We start from the raw sequence: 24,423 nt of genomic DNA on the forward strand, positions 1-24,423 counted from the left end.
TAATTTAAATAAAAAATGATTGTAAGACAGCGGGCAAACTGGCTGAAAATGCTTTTCATATGGAGAGGTTCTGTATTGAAGAAAATCGTTGTTCAGCTCGTTACCATTACGCTGTTTTCTCTGTCGATCTACTTTTTTAAAGGGAAGATTTTCGATTATAAAGTTCATCTTAATCCTACGATTTTTACGCTGATCGGTCTGGCTCTGGCTATTTTTATGGGATTCTGTAATTCCGCGAGTTACGACCGATATTGGGAAGGAAGAAAACTTTGGGGTTCGCTGGTTATTGAGACAAGATCTTTAACGAGACAGATTTTTTCGCTTGTAGACGGTCCGTCGAACGAAGAAAAGCAGGAAATTGTAAAAATGATTTCCGCTTTCAGCTGGTCTTTAAATGAGCAATTAAGAGATAAAGAAGGAACAGAGCATCTCTCGAGACTGCTTTCTCCGGAGCGGGTTGAACAATTAAAAGGCAAAAAATTTATTCCCAGTATCATTTTGGGATTTATCTCAGATTGGATTAAAGAGCAGAATAAAAAAGGAAATATCGATACGATTGTTTTGGTTCAGATGGATCATCAGTTGAATCTGTTTTCTAATATTTCCGGTGGTTGCGAGAGAATTTACAATACGCCTTTGCCTTTTGCCTACAGTCTTTTGCTACACCGAACGGTTTATTTTTACTGTTTTTGGCTGCCTTTCGGATTGGTGGATACGCTGGACTGGATGATGCCTTTAATTGTTGTTCTGATAAGCTATACTTTCATTGCTTTGGACGCCATTATTCAGGAAATCGGAGAACCTTTCGGTGAAGAGGAAAACGATCTTGCACTGAACAGTATTTGCAGAACGATAGAATTTTCTATTTTCGAACAGGCAGAAATTCCGCAAGATGAATTAAAAAAGCCGGATTCTTATTTTATAGACTGATTTTACTTATAGAAACTCTCAAGGCAAGAAGTCCTGTAATTCCTTGTAAATCTTCAACTTTTAAAAACTCAATGTCGTTCTCAAGAACCCCTTTTTTCTGTAATTTATTGATGTATTCCAGATATTCTTTTTGGTTTTCCATTCCGAAATAAACGATGGTAATTTTTCCGGGACAGGTAATTCTGTCTGTAGAATCTTTCACGTGAGCTTTATCCAGACGTTTTTTGATGATTTCGTAGTAAGAATTGTAAGCTCCGTCTACATCAAAACGTTTTTCATCCATTCTGAAACGGATGTCTATTTTTTCATTATAAACGAAAATCAATGAAGCAATTTCCAGACAAATAGGAAGGTCTTGCTTAAAGTTTTGGAATTCCTGTTCTATATTACAAACCATTTTCAACTGCCAATATCTCAGCTTATGAACAACTTTTGAATGATAGGGAAGTTCCGGAGCAATGTTTTGACCTGTGTACAGATTATGCTCGACGCCATCAGACTTAAATCTTTCATAATAATGCGGAAAAATCTGTTGCGCTTTTATCTGACCTTCATCCAATAGATCGGCTAATTTCCTGTTTAATAAGGTGATAGAATCGTCTAAGCTTTTTCTGTTGGTATAAAAAAGATCATTCTGAGTGAAAACCTGGGTAAAATAATCTTTAATCTTGGCTTTCACTTCACTGGAAGATTTTATTTCTAATTTTCCCTGTAAAAAAGGGTGAATTTCTTCTCTTAATAATCGTTGGAAACGCTGTTCGCTGTCGGCTTTAATTTCATTATTCAGCTCATTTTCAAAAATATCTAAAGCAAATAAATATTTTTCCGAATCTGAATCTATTAAAGAAAAAATCCCGTGAAGACAATCAATTTGCTGATTAAGATCTTCAAGCATTAAATGAAAACGCTTATCCGAAGATGCACGAATATCTGAAAAGCCAAAAAGTGGCGTAAGATTTTTAAACGTAATCTCTTTTAAAGAGTATATTTTTTTCCCCAGAGAAGCATTAAAATATTTCTCTGCCTCATTCCTGAATTTCCACACAACACTGTTGTGAATGGTGGTATATTCTCTTTGAATAATGGCTTCAATCTGGTAATTTTTTTCAAAACTGAAACGGTTTAAAGAAAATAAAATCATGTCTGCGAAAAACTCCATTTTCTTCATTTTCAATCCGTTGAAACTATTGGCGACCGGAGAAGTGAATTCCATTATTGCCAACAAATCATTGTCTCTCATGATCGGAATCACCATGAAACTGTTGATCTTATTATCCTTTAAAATTTTAAAAGAGGCAAGCGATTTTATCTGATGATCCAGATTGTCTACGTTGGAAACAACGATAGGTCTGGAATTGTGATTTATATTTTCAAAAGTATTTTTTCTGGTTTCTTCATCAAAAGTATTGATCCAAAAATCCAGAATATGATTGGTAAAAAGATTTTCGTAGATCGGAAGTTTCTCGAGTCTCTGATCTTTTTTATTGAAAAGCATTAATCCAAAACTAAGTTGGGCGACATCAAAATAAGATTTAAAAATTTCCACCAGATTTTCATCTGGAGAAAGATTTTCGGGATCGATGCTTATCATGCTTGATTTCAGATCTGATAAGGCAACTTCTGAAGTACAATCTACAAGGGAAACAATAGAAAAACCTTTTAAAATCCATGATTTTGAAGGGAAATATTTTTTCCAAAGCTTAAAATCATCGAGATTCTCAAGCAATGTATCGATCACTTCTTCAGACGGAATTCTTGTGCCTTCTTTAGGGAAAACTTCTGTAAAATCTGCGTTTACAGAGATTTTATAATGTTTCATAATTCCCTGATGATTCGGAATATCGTAATAAAAAGGAATTGTACTTCTTATATCTCTTTTGAAGTAGCTTTGTAAAATCAGGCAGCAGCAAAATACATAAAACTCGTCGTCATCGATGTTTCTGAGTTCTATTTCGAAGTCTTTTCCTGCGTCTTTCAGAATGCTTTTAAATCTTTCCGTATAATTAAAAGTAACGTTGGAAAGAGGAATACTTGCCGCTTTTATTTCATTGTTCGTCAATCCGGTAGGGAAGAGATCGGCTAATAAAAGTCTGATGAGGTCTTCATTTTTTTCTAATAAAGAGACATCTTCAAAACCATCTCTAAGTTCCTGAAAGTTTTTTGTACTTTCTATAAGTGATTCAGCATATTTAACGCGATAATCCAAACGATCATTGTACCGGATATGTTCTAACACATCCAAATACTTTTTGAACGAAATATATACTTGAAAAGGAGCGTCTTTTTTGTAAAGATTTGACAAAGGCTGAAATTTAGAGTAAAGTTATAAAAAAACCACAACATCGATGTTGTGGTTTTATATTTTTTGAGGTGACTTTTTACAGTCCGAACTGTCTTGCAAACAAATCTGGGAAAACTCCCAATACAATAATTGAAGCGATCACAAATACGGCTACAATATTGTAAGTAATCGTTACTTTCTCAGAAGATTTGAATGTACTTTCTTTAAAGAAGAACATTGAAATAATTAATCTTAAGTAATAGGCAATAGAAACTGCAGAAACCTAAAACGGCTACTAATACAAGGAAAACTCCGTGATTAGAATTCATCGCCTGAGAGAATAAAGCAAATTTCCCCATGAAACCAGCTGTTAACGGAACTCCCGCCATTGAAAGCATGGAAATCGCCGCAACAGTTGCCAATAAAGGTTCAGATTTTGCCAATCCTTTGAAAGCTCCGAAAGAAGTTTCTCTTTTTAATTTTTCAACATAAATCAAACACATGAAAACTCCTACCGTTGATAAAGCATAAGCAAATAAATAGAATGCTAAATTGTAAGTAGAAAGGCTCGTCATTCCGAAGAAAACCAACCCGATGTATCCTGCGTGAGAAACTGAAGAGTACGCCAACATTCTTTTTGCATTTGTCTGAGCAAGACCCATAACGTTTGCTAAAAGTAAAGTGATGATTAAGAATACTCCGAAAACATTGATCCATTCTTCGGTAACTCCTCCGAATCCGATCGTCATTAATCTGAATAATGCGAAAAATCCTGAGATTTTTACAACACTCGCCATGAAAGCCGTGATTAATGAAGGCGCTCCGTAATAAACATCAGGACTCCACATGTGGAAAGGCGCTAATGCTACTTTGAATGCCAATGCACAAAGAATTAATAATACTCCTAAGATGAACATGACATCTTTAGGATGCGTAACTCCGAAATCCTGGATCTTATATAAATCGAAACTTCCTGTACTTCCATAGATGAACGCAATACCGAACAGTAAGAAACCTGTCGCGAATGCACCCATTAAGAAATATTTAATTGAAGCTTCGTTTGATCTTAAATCAGTTTTGTTAGCTCCCGCCATTACATATAAAGGAATAGAAAGAATTTCAACTCCTAAGAATAACGTTACTAAGTTTTGGTATCCGAAAAGGATAATCCCACCACAAAGCGCAAAAAGCATCAATGCGTATAATTCTGATTGGTGGCTTCTGTGGTTGCTAAACGCAAAACCTCCCAAAAAGAATAGTAATAATGTCGTTACGATTGATATTTTAGTAAATAAAGCAGTATTTGCAGTATATTCATACATATGTCTGTACTTTTCGAAAAAAGCACATTCTGGCATGAAACTTACGTATAATGCGATGATTAATCCCAAAATCCCAATGTACCTTGCGAATTTTCCTTGTTCAAAAACTCCTGAAAATAACGCAACAACTGCCGTTAGGAAAACAATAATTAAAACACTCATTTTTTAAAATATCAAATTAGCTAACCATTGATTGGTAGATAAACTTCAACGAACTATTCACCATTTCGATTAACGGTTGTGGAAAAATACCAAGTACAATCACAAAAACCGCTAAACTTGCCAATACAGAGAATTCTACTGCAGATAAATCTTTTACTGTACTTAATACAGCATCATCACCCTGACCAAACATTGCTTTTCCGTAGAATCTTAGTAAATATACAGCACAAAGAATTACCGTAAGACCAGCAATTACAGCTGCCAATCCGTTAAAATCATACACAGATTTTAGCAGGATAAATTCTCCGATGAATCCATTAGTCAATGGAACTCCCATTGAGCCTAATATAATGATTAAGAACAACACGGCAAATTTAGGAGCTACTTTTGCAAGACCTCCCATTTGTCTGATGTCTCTAGACTTAAATCTCTTGTATAAAATATCACAACAGTAGAACAGACCCACCACGTTGATACCGTGAGCGAAAGTCTGTACCAATGCACCTTCAGCACCTTCAATATTGAAAGTTCCTCTTAAGGTAATCACCGCAGAAGCGAAGATCCCTGCAACCATTAATCCAACGTGAGAGAAAGAAGAATACGCAATGATTCTCTTCATATCTGTCTGGATGATCGCAATTAATGCACCGTGAACAATACCTACAATAGCAAGGATGATTACAATCTGTCCCGAAATTCCTGCAATCGGAATCGGAGTGATGGGTAATAAGTAACGCATAACTCCATAAATCGCCATCTTCAGCATGATCCCCGATAAAAGCATCGAGCCCTGAGTTGGTGAATAAGTATACGTATCGGGTTGCCAAGTATGGAAAGGGAAGACCGGTAATTTCACTGCAAAAGCAAAGAAAATAAACCAGAAAACCACTGTTTGTTGTGTCTCGTTAAGTTGAGCATTGTATAAATCTGTTAATGCAAATGATGCAGAGTGATTGTAAACATAAATCAATCCTGCTAACATGAACAACGATCCTACGAATGTATACACAAAGAACTTAGTTGTAAACTCCATTCTTTTGTTTTCCTGACCCCAAAGTCCGGCGATAAACCAGATCGGAATCAAAGTAACTTCCCAGAAAATGTAGAACAATAACCCGTCTAGCGAAGTGAAAACTCCTATCAATCCGAATTGCATCAGCAAAATCAAACCGTAGAAAGAGTTTCTGTAGCTTACATTTTCATTAAAAGAAGATAAAATAATAATTGGCACCAAAATATTAGTCAGCAATAAAAGAAGCAAACTCATCCCATCGATACCGAAGTGAAGAGAGCTCTTCATGAATTGTGACCAAGGATAATTGATCTCATGCTGCAACACGCTATCTACAGTCGGCGTAAAATCGAAATCCGCAGCGATATAGAAGGTTACAAGCATTTGAATCAATGCGATTCCCAGTGCCAAATATTTGCTGGAATTACTCTTCCACGCAAAAACTAATCCCGAACCTACTAGAGGTAATAGTAATAATGTTAATAATAAACCAGACATTATTGTAATATAAAGTTAACAATCAGTATAATTCCCACAGCTAAAGACATGATAAGAATGTAGTTCTCAACATTTCCGTTTTGAATACGCTTCATAGCTTTTCCGCTGTCTTCAGCGCCTTCTCCTACGAAGTCTACAACACGATCCAGAACACCTTTATCAAACATCTTTCCTCCACGTCCTAATCCTTCAACAGTTTTTACAATTAATGCATTGTAAAGTTCGTCAACATATAATTTTTTAGCAGACAGTTTTTCCCATCCTGTGTATTGTGCTTCCGGTAACGCTTGTTTTTTCTTATTCACATACGTATTTTTAACGATAAACCAAACGCAGAAGAACATCAAAACAGTTGCTCCTAAAAGAATCATTTCAGTACCAAACGGAACTCCCGAAAGAGTAGCTTCCATTTGCTTAAAGCTTTCCTCAGTAAGAACCGGCTTCAACCACTCCATTAATTTTGCATAATGACCGTGACCGATGAAGTGAGGAAGGTTAATTAAACCACCCAATACAGAAAGAATAGCCAATACGATCAATGGTAATGTCATATTAGTAGGGCTTTCGTGTAAGTGGTGTTTTTGATCTTCAGTACCTCTGAACTCTCCATGGAAAGTTAAATAGTACAATCTGAACATATAAGTTGCCGTAATAGCCGCTAAAATAAATAAGAATACCCAGTAGATAGGATTCTTAGCAAAAGCTGCTACTAAAATTTCGTCTTTAGAAATCATCCCTGATAATAAAGGGAATCCTGAGATCGCCAATGTTCCGATAAGGAAAGTAGCGTGGGTAATTGGAATATATTTTTTCAAACCTCCCATGAAACGCATATCCTGTTCGTTGCTCATCGCGTGGATCACAGAACCTGCTCCCAAGAACAATAATGCCTTGAAGAAAGCGTGCGTCATAACGTGGAACATAGCCGTTGTATAAGCTCCAAGACCTAAAGCGATGAACATAAATCCAAGTTGTGAAACTGTAGAGTATGCCAATACTTTTTTGATGTCGTTTTGACGAAGCGCGTAGAATCCTGCTAAAGCTGCCGTTAAGAATCCGATTAATAAAATTCCGTCCTGAACGGTTGGTGCTAAAGTAAATAAGAAGTTTGATCTTACTACCAAATAAATACCCGCAGTTACCATCGTTGCCGCGTGAATTAACGCAGAAACTGGAGTAGGACCCGCCATCGCGTCGGGTAACCAAGTATATAAAGGAACCTGCGCCGATTTACCGGTTGCACCGATAAATAAACTCGCTGTAATAAAGATAATTACTGTTCCGTCTAATTCAAATTTTGAAGCATTTTGTGCTACAGAAATATAATCTAAAGCATTGGTCTGAGAAGCGATCATGAAAATACCGATCAATAACGCAAGGTCACCGATTCTGTTCATGATGAAAGCTTTTCTTGCTGCTTTACCGTATTCTTCGTTGGTATACCAGAATCCGATCAATAAGTAAGAACAAAGACCTACACCTTCCCATCCGATGAACAGGATAAGGTAGTTGCTTCCCATTACTAATAATAACATGGAGAAGATAAACAGATTTAAATAAGTGAAAAACTTATAAAAACCTTTATCATGACTCATATATCCGATAGAGTACAGGTGAATTAAAGATCCGATTCCCGTGATAATCATAATCATCATTAATGACAACTGATCGATCTGGAATCCGAAATTAATCTGAACTCCGTTTACTGTAAACCATTCAAAAGCTTTTACAACTACAGCAGGACTTTCAGAATCGAAATTCATGAAAATGCTTACTGCAATACAAAAAGATGCAAAAACCATTGCCGTAGCAAAACTACCAACAACAATCTTTGGAAGGTTTTTTCCGAATAAACCGTTAATAAGGAAACCTAAAAGTGGTAAAAGTATTATTGCATATATTAAATTCTCCATTCTTATCCTCTTAATTTATTAAATATACTTACATCCACAGAACGGGTATTTCTATAAAGCATGGCAATAATTGCCAAACCTACCGCTACTTCTGCAGCTGCAACCACCATAATGAAGAAAACTAAAAGTTGTCCGTCGCCGTTACCTTTGTACGCTGAAAAAGCAGCCAATAAAAGGTTTACAGAATTCAGCATAAGCTCTACACAACCCAAAATAACAATAGCGTTTTTTCTCAGCAATACTCCCAATACTCCCAGACAGAACAATACTGAAGAAAGCATGATGAAATAATTCAGAGGGACGCTTTGTATAAATGTATTTACTTCTCCCATAATTTTATAAATCTTTTTTACCGATTAATACCGCACCTACAATACCTGCCAAAATAAGGATGGATGCAAGCTCAAACGGCAAAACATATTCGTTAAACAAAAGTCTACCCAGATTTTTCGTAAGACCAACTCCTTTGTCTACATTTTCTAAGACAATTTGGTTATCACTTACTCCTCTGAATACGCCTAAAACACCAATTAATAAAAGACAAGCTGTAAGAACTCCAGTAATTTTTAAAGTATTGCTCTTCTTACTTTCGTCTTGTTTATTAAGGTTAAGCATCATTAAGATATAAAGGAATAATACCATGATCGCTCCGGCGTAAACAATAATCTGAATAATCGCAAGGAATTGTGCATTCAGAAGAATATACATGCCCGCAATAGAAAACATCGTAACAATTAATGACAAAATAGCATACAAAGGATTTCTGGCGAATACAAAATACACCGCACTTGCCACTGCTAAAAACGCCACCAAGAAAAATAAAAACTGATCCATTATTTTACCGCATTTTTTTGTTTCTCGGATTGTCTTTCTGTAATATCAATCCTTTGATTTATTTTTTCTACCAACTTATCTTTTCCGTAGATGAAAGAACCTCTGTTGGTCTCTACGTCTACCAATCTGTCTGTAAGATAGATCGCAGATTTCGGACAAGCCTCTTCACACATACCGCAGAAAATACATCTTAGCATATTGATTTCATATACCGAAGCGTATTTTTCTTCTCTGTAAAGATCTTTTTCTTCCTTGGTTCTTTCGGAAGCCGTCATCGTAATTGCTTCTGCAGGACATGCGACCGCACAAAGTCCGCAAGCGGTACATCTTTCTCTGCCTTCCTCGTCTCTCTTCAAAACGTGCTGACCTCTCCAGATTTCTGCTCTAGGTTTCTGTACTTCCGGATACGAATATACTGCGGGAGCACCTTTTATCACGGTTCTTACAGCATGCTTAAATGTAATCCCCATTCCTGTAAAGATCGCAGGTAAGTAGATTTTTTCAGCAAGGGTCATTTCTTTGTTGGAAACAACTTTTGATCTGTTCGTAAGTTTCATTTAATTATAGATGTTAGATGTTAGACGTTAGATTTTAGACTAATCCTGTCTGTTATCTTAATTAATATTTATTTCTGAATAATGAGATGTTAAAGATAAAGCTTTGATTTTATCATTAATTATTAAATCAGCTCATTTTCAAATTTCAATTTCCTAGTTTCCAAAAGCTAAAATTACAGCACCTGTAACTAATAAGTTTACCAATGCCATCGGAATTAAGGTTTTCCAACCCAAGTGCATCAATTGATCGTATCTGAATCTCGGTAGCGTCCATCTGATCCACATAAAGATCAAAATTCCGATTATTGTTTTAGATAAAAATGCTACGACACTCAAGATTCCTGCAGTGTTTTCACCCCAATGCTGAGTTACCCATTCAATTCCCGGATAATTATAACCTCCGAAGAAAAGAACCACCATGAATGCATTAGAAATAAACATGTTTACGTATTCACCAAACATATATAATCCCAACTTCATTGAAGAATATTCTGTAGAATATCCTGTTACCAATTCAGATTCACATTCTGGTAAATCGAAAGGGTGTCTGTTGGTTTCTGCTAAAGCTGCTACAAAGAAAACAAGGAAGGCAATCGGTTGGTAGAAAATATTCCAGTTCATCCCGGAAATCCAAGGAATTACGCCCCATAATTTCCCTGTTGTCTGGCTTTCTGTGATTTGTTTTAAATCTAAACTTCCCGTCATCATAATGATAGAAAGTAAAGCTAATCCCATCGCCAATTCGTAAGAAATCATCTGAGAAGAAGCACGGATTGCTCCTAATAATGAATATTTGTTGTTCGAAGCCCAACCTCCGATCATGATTCCGTAGACACCGATGGAAGCCATTCCGATGATGAAAAGTACTCCGACATCAATGTTGGCAACCTGTAGATCGTAAGAAACTCCACCAAAATTTAAACTTTTACCCCAAGGAATAACCGCTCCTGTAATTAATGAAATAAACATTACCAAAGCCGGTCCCAATACGAAAAGAAATCTTTCTGCATTGGCAGGTGTAAAATCTTCTTTAAAGAAAAACTTTCCACCGTCAGCAAGAGGCTGCAGCAATCCGAAAGGTCCGGCTCTGTTGGGACCAATTCTATCCTGCATGATAGAGGCAACTTTTCTTTCTGCCCAAGTAGAGTAGGCTGCAATCGTCAACGAAAGCAAGAAAAGCGCTAGTACAAGTATAAGTTTAAATGTAAGTAAATCCATTTTTTATTTATTTAGATACTAGATGTCAGATGCTAGATATCAGATTTTAAATCTGTTGTCTAATGTCTGAAATCTCATGTCTTAAAGATTAAAATTATTTTTCGTCTTTTTCACTGATTTCTTTAGCCATCGGATTGTCTAAAACTCTTAGCTCATCCTTTGGTTTTTCGTAGTGGTTCAATGAAATAACTGAATGTCTGTCGATGTGTCTAGGACCTTCGATGTTCCAGTCTGACAATGATTTTCTTTTGAAACGGCAAGTATCACAGATAAACTCTTCCACTTCTCCCCATTGGTCTTTTCTGGCTGTAACTCTTGAAACTTCGTCACCTTTCATCCAAACGGTAGCTTTTCCGGAACATTTATCACATTTACAAGAAGCGTTCATTGGTTTTGTGAACCAAACTCTGCTTGCAAAACGCGAAGTTCTGTCTGTTAATGCTCCCACAGGACAAACATCGATAATATTTCCGATAAAATCGTTATCTAAAGCTTTATTTAAATACGTAGAAATTTCCGCGTGATCTCCTCTGAACAAAATTCCGTGTTCTCTTGTATTTGTAAGCTGATTCGCAGTCAATACGCATCTTGCACAAAGAATACAACGGTTCATGTTCAATTTAATGTTCGGACCAAGATCGTCTGCTTCATATGTATTTCTTTCAAACTCAGTTCTTGTCTGAAGATTTCCGTGCTCATAACCAAGATCCTGAAGATGACATTCTCCTGCCTGATCACAAACAGGGCAATCTAACGGGTGATTAACCAACAAAAACTCGGTAACGGCTTTTCTGCCTTCCTGAGCTTTATCAGAAGTAAGATTTTTTACTTCCATTCCGTCCATCACATTAGTTCTGCAGCTTGCAACTAATTTTGGCATAGGGCGAGGATCTGCTTCAGACCCTTTAGAAACTTCTACTAAGCAAGTTTCTACATCTTCCTCCACTGGTTTCCAGTTTGCTGTAATAGCACATTGCAGGAGGAACAGATTTTCCACCAATTTGTCTTGCAGCCTCCAAAATAGAAGTACCTGGCAAAACTTCGGTAGTCTGTCCGTCTATAGTTATTGTGAATTTTTTAACCTCTTCGCTCATATTCTATGCTTTTCGCTTATGCTTTTAGGCGGTAAGCTATATTTTAATTATACTTCTTCGTGTTAAATGTATATCCGATTCCTGCAAGGACTTGTCCGAAAACAAAATCCTGACGAGCTTTATCAGGTTTATTATTTAATGTAGTTTTAATATCCCACATGTTAATATATCCTGCTTTTCCTTCCACTCTTACCATCCAGTTTTTCCAGAAAACTAAGTTAAGACTGGATCTAAGATCGGTTCCCATACCTGCAACGTGAAAACGGTCGCTTCTTTCGTTTCCAAAAAGCCTGATATTACTTTTCGGGAACATTACTCCGATTCCGGCTCCATAAGACCATACTAAATCTATATTTTTCTTATGAATAAGATTTTTATATTTCTCAAGACCTAAGTTTTCATAATTAAGTCCGTCTGTATGCTCAAAAGTAAGAAACTGTTCATCGGCTAAATTTACCTGTCCGTTTTGTACCATTCCTGCATATTTAGGATCTGAAATATATCCTGAAAAATCAACCGTCTGGTTTTGTTTCATTACATATTTCATGTGGTCTATTCCTAAAACAATCGCCAGATTATCTTTAATAAAATATCCCAATCTGAAATTATACTGCGTTACGGTAAACCAACTCGGATCAAAATAAACAATTCCGAATTTTGTTTGTTTATCTTTTGAAGCTACATTATTCAACTGAAAATCGTAACCGTTTCCTGTAAAGTGGATATCAGAATTACTGAAAGCACCTCTGTTCCAACCATAAAAAACGAATACCTGACCTTTTTTGCTCAATGGTAAAGGTTTTTCTTTCTTTTCAGCTTTATAAGGAGTTACCTCCAGCTTATATTCTTTTTCTAATGTATCTTTTTTTACTTGTCCAAAAGCAAAACCTGATATCATTAAGCCGATTGCCAATAATTTTTTCATTCTAAGCATTATTCTCTACTGCAGGGATTGGATCTGCATAATGTGCTAATCCGTAATTTTGTGTCTGAGACAATTCAGGGTTTTTGATGTGCCATTCGAATTCATCTCTGAAGTGACGAATCGCTGCTGCAACTGGCCAAGCCGCTGCATCACCTAACGGACAAATGGTATTTCCTTCAATTTTTCTCTGGATATCCCAAAGAAGATCGATGTCTTCCATTTTACCTTCTCCTTTCTCGATTTTCTTTAAAATCTTGTACATCCATCCCGTTCCTTCACGGCAAGGAGTACATTGTCCGCAACTTTCGTGATTGTAAAATCTCGCTAAAGTCATGGTATGATCTACGATACACTGGTCTTCATCTAAAACGATGAAACCTCCTGAACCCATCATTGTTCCGGTAGCAAAACCACCGTCTGCCAATGATTCATAATTCATGTATCTTGGTTCTCCGTTTACTGTTCTTAATAATAAATTAGCAGGAACGATCGGAACAGAGCTACCTCCCGGAATACAAGCTTTAAGCTTTTTACCGTTTGGAATACCTCCGCAATATTCTTCAGAGTAAATGAATTCTTCAACCGTAATGGTCATATCGATTTCATAAACTCCGGGTTTGTTGATGTTTCCACAGGCAGAAATTAATTTTGTACCTGTAGATCTTCCCACCCCGATTTTTGCGTATTCAGCTCCTGTAATATCAATAATTGGAACGATTGCCGCGATAGATTCAACGTTATTTACAACTGTTGGTCTTTCCCAAAGTCCTTTTACAGCTGGGAATGGTGGTTTTAGTCTCGGATTTCCTCTTTTACCTTCAAGAGATTCAAGCAATGCAGTTTCTTCACCACAGATATATGCTCCACCACCTCTTTGAACATAAATTTCGCAATCGAAACCTGTTCCTAAAATATTTTTACCTAAAAATCCTGCTGCTTTAGCTTCTTCAATCGCTTCTTCCAAAATATCAGGAATCCAAGAATATTCTCCACGGATGTAGATATAAGAAACATTTGAACCTAAAGTATACGATGAAATAAGCATTCCTTCGATTAATAAATGAGGAAGAAACTCCATCAGATATCTGTCTTTGAAAGTTCCCGGTTCAGATTCATCGGCATTCACTACCAAGTGTCTTGGTACGCCTTCCGGTTTTGCCAGAAAACTCCATTTCATCCCAGTCGGGAATCCTGCTCCACCACGACCACGAAGTCCGGAAGCTTTTACTTCTTCCAAGATTTCTTCGGGTGTCATTTTCAAGGCTTTTTCAGCTGCAGTGTAACCTCCCTGTTTACGGTATGTTTCAAAGTAGCGGATACCTTCTATATGTGCGTCTTTAAGTAAAAGTTTTTTACTCATTGTTATATGCTTTTAGCGAATGACTTCTACACTTCGACAGGCTTAGTGTAAGAGCTTTGCGCCTTTTTTAATTAGTTTAAAATTTATTTAGCCCAAATCAACTTGTCCTTCTCTGCAAAGATCCAGGATTTCGTCAACTTTTTCTATCGTTAAATTTTCATGAAAGAATTTTCCTAACTGCATCATTGGTGCATATCCACAAGCTCCAAGACATTCAGCCGGCTTTAATGTGAACATTCCGTCTTCCGTAGTTTGTCCGTCCTTGATGTTCAGTTTAGTTCTGATATGATCCAGGATTTTTTCGCTTCCGCAAACCATACAAGGTCCGGTTCTGCAAACTTCCAAGACATATTTACCAACCGGTTTCATATTGAACATGGTATAGAAAGTAGCTACTTCATATACTTCAATTGGCTTAATACTCAATAATTCTGCAACATAATCCATCACTGGAACGTCTAACCATCCTCCGAATTCTTTCTGTGCTATGTGTAGAACAGGAAGAAGAGCAGATTTTTGTCTGCCTTCAGGATATCTCGACATAATTTTATGTACCTGTGCTAAACTTTCCGGTTTAAAAGCTATTGTTTCGCTCATTTTTTATCTAAGATTTCAGATGCCAGATTTCAGACATCAGATTTTAAATTTATATATAAAGCGAAGAGTCTAACATCTTAAATATGATGTCTGACGTCTTCTTTTTATGCGTCTAATTCTCCCGCAATAATATTCATACTACACATCGTTACAATCGCATCAGAGATCACAGAACCTGTAATCATCTCAGGATAAGCTTGGTAGTAGATAAAACATGGTCTTCTGAAGTGTAGTCTGTAAGGACTTCTTCCACCATCACTCACCAAATAGAAACCTAATTCTCCGTTTCCACCTTCTACAGGATGATACACTTCGCCTTTCGGTACTTCGGTTTCTCCCATTACAATTTTGAAATGGTAAATCAATGCTTCCATTTTGCTGTAAACATCAGCTTTTTCTGGTAAATAGAAATCAGGAACATCCGCGTGGAATGGCCCTTCTGGAAGATTGTCGTATGCTTGATTGATAATTTTAAGAGATTCCCAGATTTCCTGCTGACGAACCATGAAACGGTCGTACGTGTCACCTGCAGTTCCTACCGGAATAATAAAGTCGAAATCTTCGTAAGAAGAATAGGGTTGTGCAACTCTTACATCATAATCTACCCCTGCTGCACGTAAATTGGGACCTGTGAAACCATAGCTTAATGCTCTTTCTGCAGAGATTGCTCCTGCTCCGATGGTTCTATCCATAAAAATTCTGTTTCTTTCTAATAAAGTACCGAATTCTTTGAATCTTGCCGGGAAAGTTTTAAGAAAATCCTTTAATAACTCATGGAACTTTGGTGTGAAATCTCTTTCAAAACCTCCGATTCTTCCCATATTGGTTGTCATTCTCGCTCCGCAAATCTGCTCGTACATATCATAAATACGTTCTCTTTCGATAAACATATAGGTAAGACCTGTAATCGCTCCTGCATCCATCCCGGTTACCCCATTACAAATAAGGTGGTCACCGATTCTTGCTAATTCCATTAAAATTACACGCATATAATCTACACGTTTAGGAACTTTAACACCAATTAGTTTCTCAACTGTCATGTGCCAACCTAAATTGTTGATCGGTGCAGAACAGTAATTCATACGGTCGGTAAGGGTAGTGATCTGAGAATAATTTCTTCTTTCGGAAATCTTTTCAAATGCTCTGTGGATGTACCCTACAGTCTGCTCTGCGTGAAGGATTCTTTCTCCATCCATCGTTAAGATATTCTGGAAAATCCCGTGCGTTGCAGGGTGAGTGGGTCCTAAATTGAGGGTGTATAACTGACCGTCAATCTGCTCCTTACTTTCGTATTGGTTTAGTATATTAGATAATGAGTTATCTTTCATAATATATAATTGATATTGATAAGCGATAATTGAGTATTAATCAATCATCATTAATCATTTATATTTTTTATCTTCCGAACATGCTATCGTTCTTGTCTGTTCTTGTGCCATCTTCAAGACGATACTCCTTCAACATTGGGTGATATCCAAGATCTTCCATATTTAAAATAGCTCTAAGATCAGGATGTCCTTTAAATTTGATTCCGTAGAAATCAAAAGTTTCTCTTTCCATCCAGTTGGCTCCTGCGAATAATTCTACAAGAGAATCAACCTCGATATTTTCTCTGGACATAAAGATTTTAAGACGCAATCTGAAATTAGCCATCATATTATGCAAGTGATAAACAACGCCTATTTCCTTGTCCGGAAATTCCGGGTAATGGATTCCACAAATGTCTGTAAGAAAATTAAATTCCAACGATGAATCTCTAAGATAATGAATAATCTTCTTAATATCTTCTTTCTTCACTTCGATCGTCAACATTTCATAAGGCTCTGAACTAGAAATTACAGACTCCGGAAATTCTCTCGTGATTGCTTCTAATACAAATTCGTTCGTCATTCCGTTAGTTGCTTATGTTGTAAGAATCTAATAATTTTTGGTATTCAGGCATATCTCTTCTTCTGATGCTTTCGCTTTCTGCCAAAGCCTGAACCTGCATTACACCTTCGATAATCTGCTCCGGTCTAGGAGGACATCCTGGAACGTAAACGTCTACCGGGATAATTTTATCAATTCCTTGTAATACTGAATAGGTATCAAAAATACCACCGCTGGAAGCACAAGCTCCAACTGCAACCACCCATTTTGGTTCTGCCATCTGAGTGTAAACTTCTTTTAGGACAGGTCCTAATTTCTTAGATATAGTTCCGCAAACCATCAACATATCTGCTTGTCTTGGCGAGAAAGAGTTTCTTTCCATACCAAATCTCGAAGCATCATAAGTGGGGTTCAGGGTAGCCATAAACTCGATACCACAACAAGAGGTTGCAAAAGGTAACGGCCAAAGTGAGAACTTTCTTGCCATCCCGATTACACTGCTCAGTTTCGTTGCGAAAAACCCTTCTCCTTCAAATCCTTCCGGAGCAGGTGCATCTGTTCTTATTACTGGTTTGTTATCTGACATTTTAGTAGATTTTAGATTTTAAATTAGATTCTAAATTGTTGTTAATGTTAACTTTAATTCAAAATCATCATCTAAAATTTATAATTTTTAATTTAAAATTTTTATTTATCCCAATCTAGTGCGCCACGCTTCCAGACATAGAAAAATGCCATGAAGAAAATCGCCACGAACATCAATACTGCCAAGAATCCTTCCATTCCGAATTCTCTGAAGTTTACAGCATAAGGATAAAAAAATACGATTTCAATATCGAATAGTACGAATAATACCGCAGTCAAAAAGTATTTAATGGAAAACGGCGTTCTTGCATTTCCTTCTACTGGGACTCCACATTCCCAGCTTTGGTTTTTCACAGAATCTCCTTTTTTCTGTTTTGGACCTAAAAAATGCGCTCCAAGCAAAGAAACAGCTACGAATGCTATCGCAACACCTGCTTGTAATAGGATTGGAATATAACTTTCAGGTAAATTCATTTTTGCATTATTATCTCAATTTGCAAATTTAGCGAATAAACAAGAAAGCATGAAATTAATAAGCTTAAAAGTGGAATTAAAATGAGGAAAATAGGTAATTTAGAATCAGTAAAAATTAGCTATTGATAATTATTTTTTTGGTATATGTTTCCCCTTTTTTTGTACTTACCGTCAATAAGTAGTTTCCGTTCGAAATACCGGAAATATCTAAGCTTTCAATATCTGTCTGATACATGATATTGTTTTTTGCAGAATTAATGAATTTCCCTTATTTCTTCATTTTTTTAAGCAGAGAAAATCCCATAAATGAAATATAGGCAAAAAGAATACTTGCATATAAGATATTAACAATAGTATTCATTCTGTCGTCTGCAATTTTGAAAAACAGATTGTAAACGATAAATCCAGCAATTAAAATAGCGAAAATTATGAGGTGCGGCTTCATTTTTGAGTGTTAGCGTTTGAGTATTTTATTGTATTATTTTGAGTAAAAAATTACTCATGACCAATTACTCATTATTTATAGTTAACGAATACGTTCTTCTTCGTTTATGATTTGTAGGATTGTAATCTTGCCAAAGAACCTGAACGCTTTTATTCTCTTCCAATTCAGGATTTGTTTCGGCAAACTCGATACCCATACTTGTGAAGCGTTCATAGATTTCTTTAAAAATAACCGCTGTTACGCCACGTCTCTGATATTCAGGGTGAATACCGATCAGATAAAAATTAGCACGGTCATTTTTTCTTTCAGCCTGCATAAAATGCCACCAACCAAAAGGTAAAAGTTTTCCTTTCGATTTTTGTAAAGCTTTTGAGTATGAAGGCATTGTAATGGCGAAAGAAACCAATTCATCGTTTTCATCAACTACACAGATTACATAATTTTTTGCAATCAGCGGGAAAAATTTTTCTCGGTAGGTTTGTATTTGCTCTTTCGAAATAGGAGTGTAGGTAGAAAGCGTCTTATAAGTTTCATCAAGCAGCTTAAACATCGGCTCCACATAAGGTAAAATCTCCTCTTTGTTGTTGAATTTAAGAACTCTTAATTTATATTTCTCGGCAATCAATTTGCTGAATTTTTCTACTCTTGGAGGTAAAATTTTAGGGAAATTCATTTCGAATTCTACCCATTCTTTTTCTTTTACCAGTCCCAGACTTTCAATATGTTGTGGGTAATATTCGTGATTATAGATCCCGATCATTGTCGCGATTTTTTGAAAACCGAAAGTCAGCATTCCTGCTTTATCAAGATTGGTAAAACCCATTGGTCCTTCAATTTTCTCTATCTGATGCTCTTTTGCATAGTTGATCACCGTATCGATCAATGCTTTAGAGACTTCTTTATCATCAATAAAGTCGATCCAGCCGAAACGAACCTTTTTTATACCGAGTTCTTTTTCTTCTTTATGATTGATAATTACAGCGATTCTGCCTACAATTTTGTTGTCTTTTTTGGCAATAAACTGTTTGGCTTCACAATAGCTTAATGCAGGATTTTCTTTCGGATCCCAAACATTTATTTCATCTTTAATAAAAGAAGGAACGTAATAAGGATTATTTTTATAAAGATCCATCGGAAACCTTACAAATTGTTTTAATTCGCTTGGGTTTTTTACTTCAAGGATTGAAACTGTAGACATAGATTTATGAGGTAATTTAATAGCAAATATAAAATAAAATGTAATACTTTGGCACAGTTTTTACACCTTGGATAGTAAATTATTCATAAATGTAAATAGAAAAAATGGGTGGTTATTATATAATTATTATAATTTCAATGATCGTGAGCTGGTATGTTTCATGGAAATTGAAATCCAAATTCGAATTTTATTCCAAAGTACACCTCAAAAATGGGCTTTCAGGAAAAGAAATAGCAGAAAAAATGTTGAGAGATAATGGGATTAATGATGTTCAGGTAATTTCTGTTCCCGGACAATTAAGCGATCATTACAATCCTTCCGATAAAACGGTAAATCTTTCAGAGTCGGTTTATATGCAGAGAAATGCAGCTTCTGCGGCAGTTGCGGCACATGAATGTGGTCACGCTGTACAACATGCAGTAGGATATTCGATGCTTCAGCTTCGTTCGAAATTGGTTCCTGTTGTGGATGTCAGTTCCAATTTAATGCAATTCGTGCTTATTGCAGGAATTTTGATTATGGCGGCAACCAGAACGATACACGATCCTAATGGAAATACAATCGTATTGGCAATCGGAGTTTTGATGTTTTCATTCACCACTCTTTTCGCATTTATTACGCTTCCTGTGGAATATGACGCGAGTAACAGAGCCATGAAATGGTTAAAAGATACCGGAACGGTAACTTCTGAAGAATTTGTAGGAGTTCAGGACAGTCTGAAATGGGCAGCCAGAACGTATGTGGTTGCTGCAATCGGATCTCTCGCACAACTGCTTTACTGGGCATCTTTGTTGATGGGAGGAAGAAGAAGTTAGTCTTTAAATTCAAAAGAAATATGCTGCATCTCTGAAAGTTTTTCTGAGATGTTTTCTTTTTGAACCAGTTTTAAAGAAGCAGTGAGAATACAGTTTTCATCAGCATCAAAATTCAGAACTTTTGCATCATATTTTGAAAGCAATGTGAAAATGGTATTTTGTTGATTAAAATTAAACTGAATCTCAATCACGGTTTCCAGTTCTTTTGTAATGATATTGGCTTCTTCCAACGTTATTTTTGCACATTCTTTATAAGCTTTCACCAAACCGGAAACACCCAGTTTTGTTCCGCCGTAATAACGAACAGAAATTACCAGAACATTTGTAATTTCGTGAGCCAGCAATTGATTATAAATTGGTAAACCCGCACTTCCGGAAGGCTCTCCGTCGTCGTTTGCACGATAATTCTCACCATTTAAACCCATTCTGAAAGCATAACAATGATGCGTTGCTTTCGGATGCTCGGTTCTTACTTTTTCCAATGCATTTTTGAGATCTTCTTCATTATTGACGGGGAAAGCAAATCCGATGAACTTGCTTCCTTTTTCTTTTAATAAAGTATTTTCTATGGGTTTTTCTATGGTTTTGTATTCAAACGTCATAATCCGGCTTTGGTTTGCAAATGTATAAAATGCTTTACAATCTCTATGGGTATTAATGAAAAATACCGTCGAAAGACGGCATTTGTATGATTTTCTGTTGAATATTTTCTACTCAAACAAAAGAAAGCGTTTCCGCCTTTTAATTTATGAGATCGGATCTATAAGAAAACATAAGTTTTGATTTTGACGGCAAGATCCATCGGGACATTTATAATATCCGGGTTTGCACGGGCAATACAATGTTCCGTTTGCTAAATAGTAACAAGCTTGTGCTGCTCCTTGAATTGACTTCAATTCTGATTTTGATAATTTTTTTAAATTTTTCATGGTTGGATATTTAGTTTGATTTGATAATTACCAAGTTAGTGAATTATTTTAACTTAAAATTTAAAAATGGATAAAATAATATAGTGTAAAGTTGAATAAACAATAAAAGAACCTATTTCAGACTCTTTTTAGCTTAGAGTCTGTTTAAATTTGATTCAAACATTTTAAAATTTACTGCTCATTTTTTAACGCAAAGTTTTAATTCAATATTAATTAAATTTAAGTGAGCAAAGATGAATCAACAAGTTGATTTGATGAAGCGTCGTTTTCACGCTTCGCGAAGCAAATTTTATTTGCCTTTGCCTTCTAAAAATAATGCGTAATGTAAATATAATCTTTGCGTTAAAAAAAATAGCGTATTCTGTTTGAAAAGATCTTAAGTCTTTCAATACAAAGCTTTCAGTTTCAAAATATATAAAACCCATATTTCAAATAAGGTTATAAAAATTTGTAATATAAAATTTAAATAGGCTCTTATATAAAAGTGATTTTTAATGTTTAAAAAATAAAATAGTATTATCTCTGAAACTTTCATTTTTAACAGGAATGAATTCAAATTCCGGAGCTTTTGTTCCATTTACCAGCTTCAGGTTTTCATTTTTAATAATAATCGCTTCGTCCCAAAAATTGGCATTAATGAATTCCTGCAAAGTAAATCTTCCGCCTTCAATAATGACAGACTGAATTTGTTCTTTATATAAAACATCCATTAAATCAGATAAAAAGTTTTCTTTTTCTATTTTAATAAATTGAATATTGTCCTGAATTTCTTCTTTAACGGAATTAAAAACAAGCGTTTTCGCATCCTTATTATAAATGTTGAAATCACGCGGAACTTTCAAATCAAAATCAATTAAAATCCTTACAGGATTTGTTCCTTCTACATTTCTTACATTTAAACTCGGGTTGTCGTTCAAAGCGGTTTGTGTTCCTACTAAAATAGCGTGTTCATCGGCTCTTAACTGATGTACAAATTGATTGACCAAAGAATTTGAAATAGAAGTAGGTTTAAAATCTTTATCTAAAAATCCATCTCCGGATTCTGCCCATTTCAAAATAATATAAGGTCTTTTCTTTTCGTGGTACGTGAAAAATCTTTTGTTTAATTCAATACATTCGTTTTCCAACACTCCAGAAACCGCTTCAATTCCTGAATCCTGAATTATTTTTTTGCCTTTTCCGTTTACTTTATCATGAGAATCCATCGCACCGATCACCACTTTTTTGAATCCCAGTTCTTTAATTTTTAAAGCACACGGCGGAGTTTTTCCGTAATGAGCGCAAGGTTCCAGAGAAACATAGATCGTAGATTCCGGAATCAGGCTTTTATCTTTAACCGAATTAATCGCATTGATTTCTGCATGATTTTCTCCGGCTTTATGATGATACCCTTCACCAATTATTTCTCCGTTATGAACGATCACGCTTCCTACCAAAGGATTCGGATATGTTTTACCAATAGCTTTTTGAGCCAGTTCGATGCATCTTTTTATGTAAAATTCGTCTTGCATAGGAAAGAAAAAAGCGAAGACAAATTGCTTTGCTCCGCCTTTTTAGATTTTTTAAATTATTTTATTCTCCGGCAATAATGCTGTGAAGATTTTGTTTTAAAGTTTCCAAATGAGCTTTTTTCTCGTCGATCGTATTGAAGGTGTCTCTCAACAGAGCGTTTTCTCTTGACGGGTTTTTGAAGAACGCCAAATTGTTTTCCAATTTCACAATTTCACCTTCAAGATCAGAGATTTGGCTCTTGATTTTTCTTGCTTTATCAGTTAATTGATTTTCAGATAAACCTTCTTCTTTAAGCTCTAACTCATTGATTTTGTTTAATTTCAATTTTTCTCTCAACGTTTTGTTGAATTCTGTGTTAATTGAAATTTTATCTCTAGGTACTTTTCCAATATTGTTCCAAGCTGTTTTAATTGCTTCAATTCTTTCGATACTTCCTTCTTCGTCGGTAACAGTTTTCAGATCATCAAGAATTACTTTTTTGTTCTTATAATTTTCTTTCCAGTTATCATTAGAAGCATTGCTTTTTTCTCTGTAATTGTTGAAGAAAGCGTTACAAGCATCACGGAATTCGTCCCAGATTTTATTCGTCATGCTCTTTGGAACGTGCCCGATTTTTTTCCAGTCTTCCTGAAGTTTTTTGAACAACGGAACCGCAATATCCCATTCTTCATTGCCCGCATTATCTTGAGCAGTCTGAATTAATTTTAATTTTTCATCCAGATTAGCTTGCTGAGAACCTTTTAAAGATTTATAATAGGTATTTTTTGTCGTATTGAAACTTCTTAAAATGGTTTTAAAATCATTCCAGTTTTGGTTGGAAAGTTTTCTTGGTACGCTTCCTGTTTTTAAGAATTCTGAACGAAGATCTTCCACTCTTCTTATCGAGGTCTGCCAATAATTGTGGTTTGGATTTTCAGAAGGTTCAGTCAGTTTTTTAATTTCAGCGATAATCTGATTTTTCTTTTCAAGATTGGCATTCTGCTCCGTTTCGATGGCTGCAGAAAGTTCAGATTTTCTCTCGTGAATTTTGTTTGAAATTTCTTTAAACTCTTCCCAAGTCTTTTCACGGAATTCTTCTGAAACAGGTTCTGCTTCTTCTTTCCACAACTTATGAAGATATTGAAGTTCGTTTAACGCTTTTTGAATGACAGGCTCATGTTCAAGCTGTTTTGCACGCTCGATGATGTGTTGTCTTTTTTCAAGATTATGGCTGTATTCCTGCTCCAGAAATTCTTTGTTAAGATCCAACATCTGATAAAACTGATTCAAATGGTGGAAATAATTATTGTTAAGAATTTTGAATTCAGATTTTGCAACCTGTCCTGCATTCGACCACTCTTCCTTTATATCACGAATAGATTTAAAAAGATTGGTTCCAGGTTCAGAGTTGGTATACAAATTTTTAAGCCTTTCAATAATATTCTGACGGTGATCCAGATTTTTCTTTTGCTCTTCTTCCTGACCTTTTTGGTAATTGTCGTGTTTTTCTCTGAAGATATTCACCAAAGCAGAAAACCTAGCCTGAGAAGGATGTTCATAGCTGAAATTTTCAGAAGCGTTTCCTGCATCTGCGTATTCATGTTTTTTATCTTCCACTTCATCATGAATAAAATGACTTGCTTTTTCTTTTAACAGATTGAATTTTTTGAAGTCTTCACCCGCATTTGCCGTGTTGATGATTCTCTCCATTTCCTTCAAAGCATCCGCTAAAGTGATATCTGTATCTACATGCTCTTCTTCATGATCGGCTTCCCCATCGTGTACTTTTTCATCGGTGGGTACGGTATTTTCTGATGTTTCTTCTGGAGATACTTCGTTAGAATTTTTCATTTCTTCGTTTTCAGAAAGATTGTTTTCTGTAGTCATAGCAAATCGTTTATGTGAGTGGCATTA

The 24,423-nt window shown here is 35.7% G+C and carries 22 protein-coding genes and 2 pseudogenes; 2 read left to right on the plus strand and 22 right to left on the minus strand.

All coding sequences use genetic code 11. The features are described from left to right. The first annotated feature begins 15 nt into the window (after window positions 1-15). Window positions 16-930 (plus strand): bestrophin family protein, encoded by a 915-nt coding sequence (locus tag J3D55_RS05540; protein WP_259128842.1) that lies wholly within the window; start codon window positions 16-18, stop codon window positions 928-930. Here J3D55_RS05540 and J3D55_RS05545 read toward each other — a convergent pair. The 18 genes and pseudogenes from J3D55_RS05545 to J3D55_RS05630 form a co-directional block, all read right to left on the minus strand. Further along, a complete protein-coding gene (locus J3D55_RS05545; protein WP_259128849.1) occupies window positions 920-3,232 on the minus strand; it encodes a GAF domain-containing protein in 2,313 nt (770 codons plus the stop codon). The two genes, J3D55_RS05540 and J3D55_RS05545, sit on opposite strands and share 11 nt — an antisense overlap. A 76-nt stretch (window positions 3,233-3,308) precedes the next feature. After that, window positions 3,309-4,695, minus strand: a pseudogene (locus J3D55_RS05550) (NADH-quinone oxidoreductase subunit N). Window positions 4,696-4,711: 16 nt separating this feature from the next. Further along, window positions 4,712-6,205, minus strand: coding sequence for a complex I subunit 4 family protein (locus J3D55_RS05555; protein ID WP_259128858.1), 1,494 nt, complete (start codon window positions 6,203-6,205; stop codon window positions 4,712-4,714). Next, window positions 6,205-8,118 carry an NADH-quinone oxidoreductase subunit L gene (gene nuoL, locus J3D55_RS05560; RefSeq protein WP_259128859.1) on the minus strand — a complete coding sequence of 638 codons (1,914 nt, stop codon included), beginning with the start codon at window positions 8,116-8,118 and terminating at the stop codon, window positions 6,205-6,207. The genes J3D55_RS05555 and nuoL overlap by 1 nt, the downstream gene beginning before the upstream one ends. 2 nt (window positions 8,119-8,120) lie before the next feature. Next, complete coding sequence (gene nuoK / locus J3D55_RS05565) at window positions 8,121-8,450, minus strand: NADH-quinone oxidoreductase subunit NuoK (protein ID WP_034730724.1); 330 nt, start codon at window positions 8,448-8,450, stop codon at window positions 8,121-8,123. Between the two features lie 4 nt (window positions 8,451-8,454). Further along, complete coding sequence (locus J3D55_RS05570; RefSeq protein ID WP_259128869.1) at window positions 8,455-8,952, minus strand: NADH-quinone oxidoreductase subunit J family protein; 498 nt, start codon at window positions 8,950-8,952, stop codon at window positions 8,455-8,457. Further along, a complete protein-coding gene (locus tag J3D55_RS05575; protein WP_259128871.1) occupies window positions 8,952-9,509 on the minus strand; it encodes a NuoI/complex I 23 kDa subunit family protein in 558 nt (185 codons plus the stop codon). The genes J3D55_RS05570 and J3D55_RS05575 overlap by 1 nt, the downstream gene beginning before the upstream one ends. A gap of 153 nt (window positions 9,510-9,662) precedes the next feature. Next, window positions 9,663-10,727 (minus strand): NADH-quinone oxidoreductase subunit NuoH, encoded by a 1,065-nt coding sequence (nuoH, locus tag J3D55_RS05580; RefSeq protein ID WP_259128872.1) that lies wholly within the window; start codon window positions 10,725-10,727, stop codon window positions 9,663-9,665. Between the two features lie 94 nt (window positions 10,728-10,821). Next, window positions 10,822-11,821: pseudogene (locus J3D55_RS05585) on the minus strand (NADH-quinone oxidoreductase subunit G). A gap of 43 nt (window positions 11,822-11,864) precedes the next feature. Continuing rightward, window positions 11,865-12,746: a hypothetical protein gene (locus J3D55_RS05590; RefSeq protein WP_259128874.1), complete on the minus strand. Its 882-nt coding sequence runs from the start codon at window positions 12,744-12,746 to the stop codon at window positions 11,865-11,867. A 1-nt stretch (window position 12,747) separates the two neighbouring features. After that, on the minus strand, window positions 12,748-14,106 hold the full coding sequence (gene nuoF, locus J3D55_RS05595) for an NADH-quinone oxidoreductase subunit NuoF (RefSeq protein ID WP_259128876.1): 1,359 nt from the start codon (window positions 14,104-14,106) through the stop codon (window positions 12,748-12,750). Window positions 14,107-14,193: 87 nt separating this feature from the next. Beyond that, window positions 14,194-14,703, minus strand: a complete 510-nt coding sequence (locus tag J3D55_RS05600) for an NADH-quinone oxidoreductase subunit NuoE family protein (RefSeq protein WP_259128878.1) — start codon at window positions 14,701-14,703, stop codon at window positions 14,194-14,196. Between the two features lie 104 nt (window positions 14,704-14,807). Beyond that, window positions 14,808-16,031 carry an NADH-quinone oxidoreductase subunit D gene (locus tag J3D55_RS05605; protein ID WP_259128890.1) on the minus strand — a complete coding sequence of 408 codons (1,224 nt, stop codon included), beginning with the start codon at window positions 16,029-16,031 and terminating at the stop codon, window positions 14,808-14,810. A 67-nt stretch (window positions 16,032-16,098) separates the two neighbouring features. Then, window positions 16,099-16,593, minus strand: a complete 495-nt coding sequence (locus J3D55_RS05610) for an NADH-quinone oxidoreductase subunit C (protein WP_259128892.1) — start codon at window positions 16,591-16,593, stop codon at window positions 16,099-16,101. 4 nt (window positions 16,594-16,597) lie between these two features. Beyond that, window positions 16,598-17,158 carry an NADH-quinone oxidoreductase subunit B gene (locus J3D55_RS05615; protein WP_047397471.1) on the minus strand — a complete coding sequence of 187 codons (561 nt, stop codon included), beginning with the start codon at window positions 17,156-17,158 and terminating at the stop codon, window positions 16,598-16,600. Between the two features lie 101 nt (window positions 17,159-17,259). Then, the gene (locus tag J3D55_RS05620) at window positions 17,260-17,631 is read right to left on the minus strand and encodes an NADH-quinone oxidoreductase subunit A (protein WP_259128894.1); all 372 of its coding nucleotides are present in this window, start codon (window positions 17,629-17,631) and stop codon (window positions 17,260-17,262) included. A gap of 115 nt (window positions 17,632-17,746) precedes the next feature. Beyond that, window positions 17,747-17,890, minus strand: a complete 144-nt coding sequence (locus tag J3D55_RS05625) for a T9SS type A sorting domain-containing protein (protein ID WP_510185688.1) — start codon at window positions 17,888-17,890, stop codon at window positions 17,747-17,749. 250 nt (window positions 17,891-18,140) lie between these two features. After that, the gene (locus J3D55_RS05630) at window positions 18,141-19,274 is read right to left on the minus strand and encodes a GNAT family N-acetyltransferase (RefSeq protein WP_259128905.1); all 1,134 of its coding nucleotides are present in this window, start codon (window positions 19,272-19,274) and stop codon (window positions 18,141-18,143) included. A 104-nt stretch (window positions 19,275-19,378) separates the two neighbouring features. Here J3D55_RS05630 and J3D55_RS05635 point away from each other — a divergent pair, with 104 nt between their 5' ends. Further along, on the plus strand, window positions 19,379-20,089 hold the full coding sequence (locus tag J3D55_RS05635) for a zinc metallopeptidase (protein ID WP_259128906.1): 711 nt from the start codon (window positions 19,379-19,381) through the stop codon (window positions 20,087-20,089). Here J3D55_RS05635 and J3D55_RS05640 read toward each other — a convergent pair. The 4 genes from J3D55_RS05640 to J3D55_RS05650 form a co-directional block, all read right to left on the minus strand. Then, window positions 20,086-20,691 (minus strand): IMPACT family protein, encoded by a 606-nt coding sequence (locus J3D55_RS05640; RefSeq protein WP_259128907.1) that lies wholly within the window; start codon window positions 20,689-20,691, stop codon window positions 20,086-20,088. The two genes, J3D55_RS05635 and J3D55_RS05640, sit on opposite strands and share 4 nt — an antisense overlap. Window positions 20,692-20,835: 144 nt before the next feature. Next, entirely contained in the window at window positions 20,836-21,018 is a 183-nt protein-coding gene (locus J3D55_RS22665; protein WP_445432965.1) for a bacteriocin-like protein, read from the minus strand. A gap of 491 nt (window positions 21,019-21,509) precedes the next feature. After that, a complete protein-coding gene (gene ribD / locus J3D55_RS05645; RefSeq protein ID WP_259128928.1) occupies window positions 21,510-22,529 on the minus strand; it encodes a bifunctional diaminohydroxyphosphoribosylaminopyrimidine deaminase/5-amino-6-(5-phosphoribosylamino)uracil reductase RibD in 1,020 nt (339 codons plus the stop codon). Window positions 22,530-22,590: 61 nt separating this feature from the next. Next, window positions 22,591-24,396, minus strand: coding sequence for a DUF349 domain-containing protein (locus tag J3D55_RS05650; RefSeq protein ID WP_259128930.1), 1,806 nt, complete (start codon window positions 24,394-24,396; stop codon window positions 22,591-22,593). Window positions 24,397-24,423 lie beyond the last annotated feature (27 nt).

The organism is Chryseobacterium ginsenosidimutans (assembly GCF_024807225.1).
Taxonomy (GTDB): Bacteria; Bacteroidota; Bacteroidia; order Flavobacteriales; family Weeksellaceae; genus Chryseobacterium; species Chryseobacterium ginsenosidimutans.

Bases quoted from the DNA above. Each gene is read 5' to 3' on its own strand.
- J3D55_RS05540 (WP_259128842.1), top strand. From the start codon at position 16: ATGATTGTAAGACAGCGGGCAAACTGGCTGAAAATGCTTTTCATATGG.
- J3D55_RS05555 (WP_259128858.1), bottom strand. From the start codon at position 6,205: ATGTCTGGTTTATTATTAACATTATTACTATTACCTCTAGTAGGTTCG.
- nuoL (WP_259128859.1), bottom strand. From the start codon at position 8,118: ATGGAGAATTTAATATATGCAATAATACTTTTACCACTTTTAGGTTTC.
- nuoK (WP_034730724.1), bottom strand. From the start codon at position 8,450: ATGGGAGAAGTAAATACATTTATACAAAGCGTCCCTCTGAATTATTTC.
- J3D55_RS05570 (WP_259128869.1), bottom strand. From the start codon at position 8,952: ATGGATCAGTTTTTATTTTTCTTGGTGGCGTTTTTAGCAGTGGCAAGT.
- J3D55_RS05575 (WP_259128871.1), bottom strand. From the start codon at position 9,509: ATGAAACTTACGAACAGATCAAAAGTTGTTTCCAACAAAGAAATGACC.
- nuoH (WP_259128872.1), bottom strand. From the start codon at position 10,727: ATGGATTTACTTACATTTAAACTTATACTTGTACTAGCGCTTTTCTTG.
- J3D55_RS05590 (WP_259128874.1), bottom strand. From the start codon at position 12,746: ATGAAAAAATTATTGGCAATCGGCTTAATGATATCAGGTTTTGCTTTT.
- nuoF (WP_259128876.1), bottom strand. From the start codon at position 14,106: ATGAGTAAAAAACTTTTACTTAAAGACGCACATATAGAAGGTATCCGC.
- J3D55_RS05600 (WP_259128878.1), bottom strand. From the start codon at position 14,703: ATGAGCGAAACAATAGCTTTTAAACCGGAAAGTTTAGCACAGGTACAT.
- J3D55_RS05605 (WP_259128890.1), bottom strand. From the start codon at position 16,031: ATGAAAGATAACTCATTATCTAATATACTAAACCAATACGAAAGTAAG.
- J3D55_RS05610 (WP_259128892.1), bottom strand. From the start codon at position 16,593: ATGACGAACGAATTTGTATTAGAAGCAATCACGAGAGAATTTCCGGAG.
- J3D55_RS05615 (WP_047397471.1), bottom strand. From the start codon at position 17,158: ATGTCAGATAACAAACCAGTAATAAGAACAGATGCACCTGCTCCGGAA.
- J3D55_RS05620 (WP_259128894.1), bottom strand. From the start codon at position 17,631: ATGAATTTACCTGAAAGTTATATTCCAATCCTATTACAAGCAGGTGTT.
- J3D55_RS05630 (WP_259128905.1), bottom strand. From the start codon at position 19,274: ATGTCTACAGTTTCAATCCTTGAAGTAAAAAACCCAAGCGAATTAAAA.
- J3D55_RS05635 (WP_259128906.1), top strand. From the start codon at position 19,379: ATGGGTGGTTATTATATAATTATTATAATTTCAATGATCGTGAGCTGG.
- J3D55_RS05640 (WP_259128907.1), bottom strand. From the start codon at position 20,691: ATGACGTTTGAATACAAAACCATAGAAAAACCCATAGAAAATACTTTA.
- J3D55_RS22665 (WP_445432965.1), bottom strand. From the start codon at position 21,018: ATGAAAAATTTAAAAAAATTATCAAAATCAGAATTGAAGTCAATTCAA.
- ribD (WP_259128928.1), bottom strand. From the start codon at position 22,529: ATGCAAGACGAATTTTACATAAAAAGATGCATCGAACTGGCTCAAAAA.
- J3D55_RS05650 (WP_259128930.1), bottom strand. From the start codon at position 24,396: ATGACTACAGAAAACAATCTTTCTGAAAACGAAGAAATGAAAAATTCT.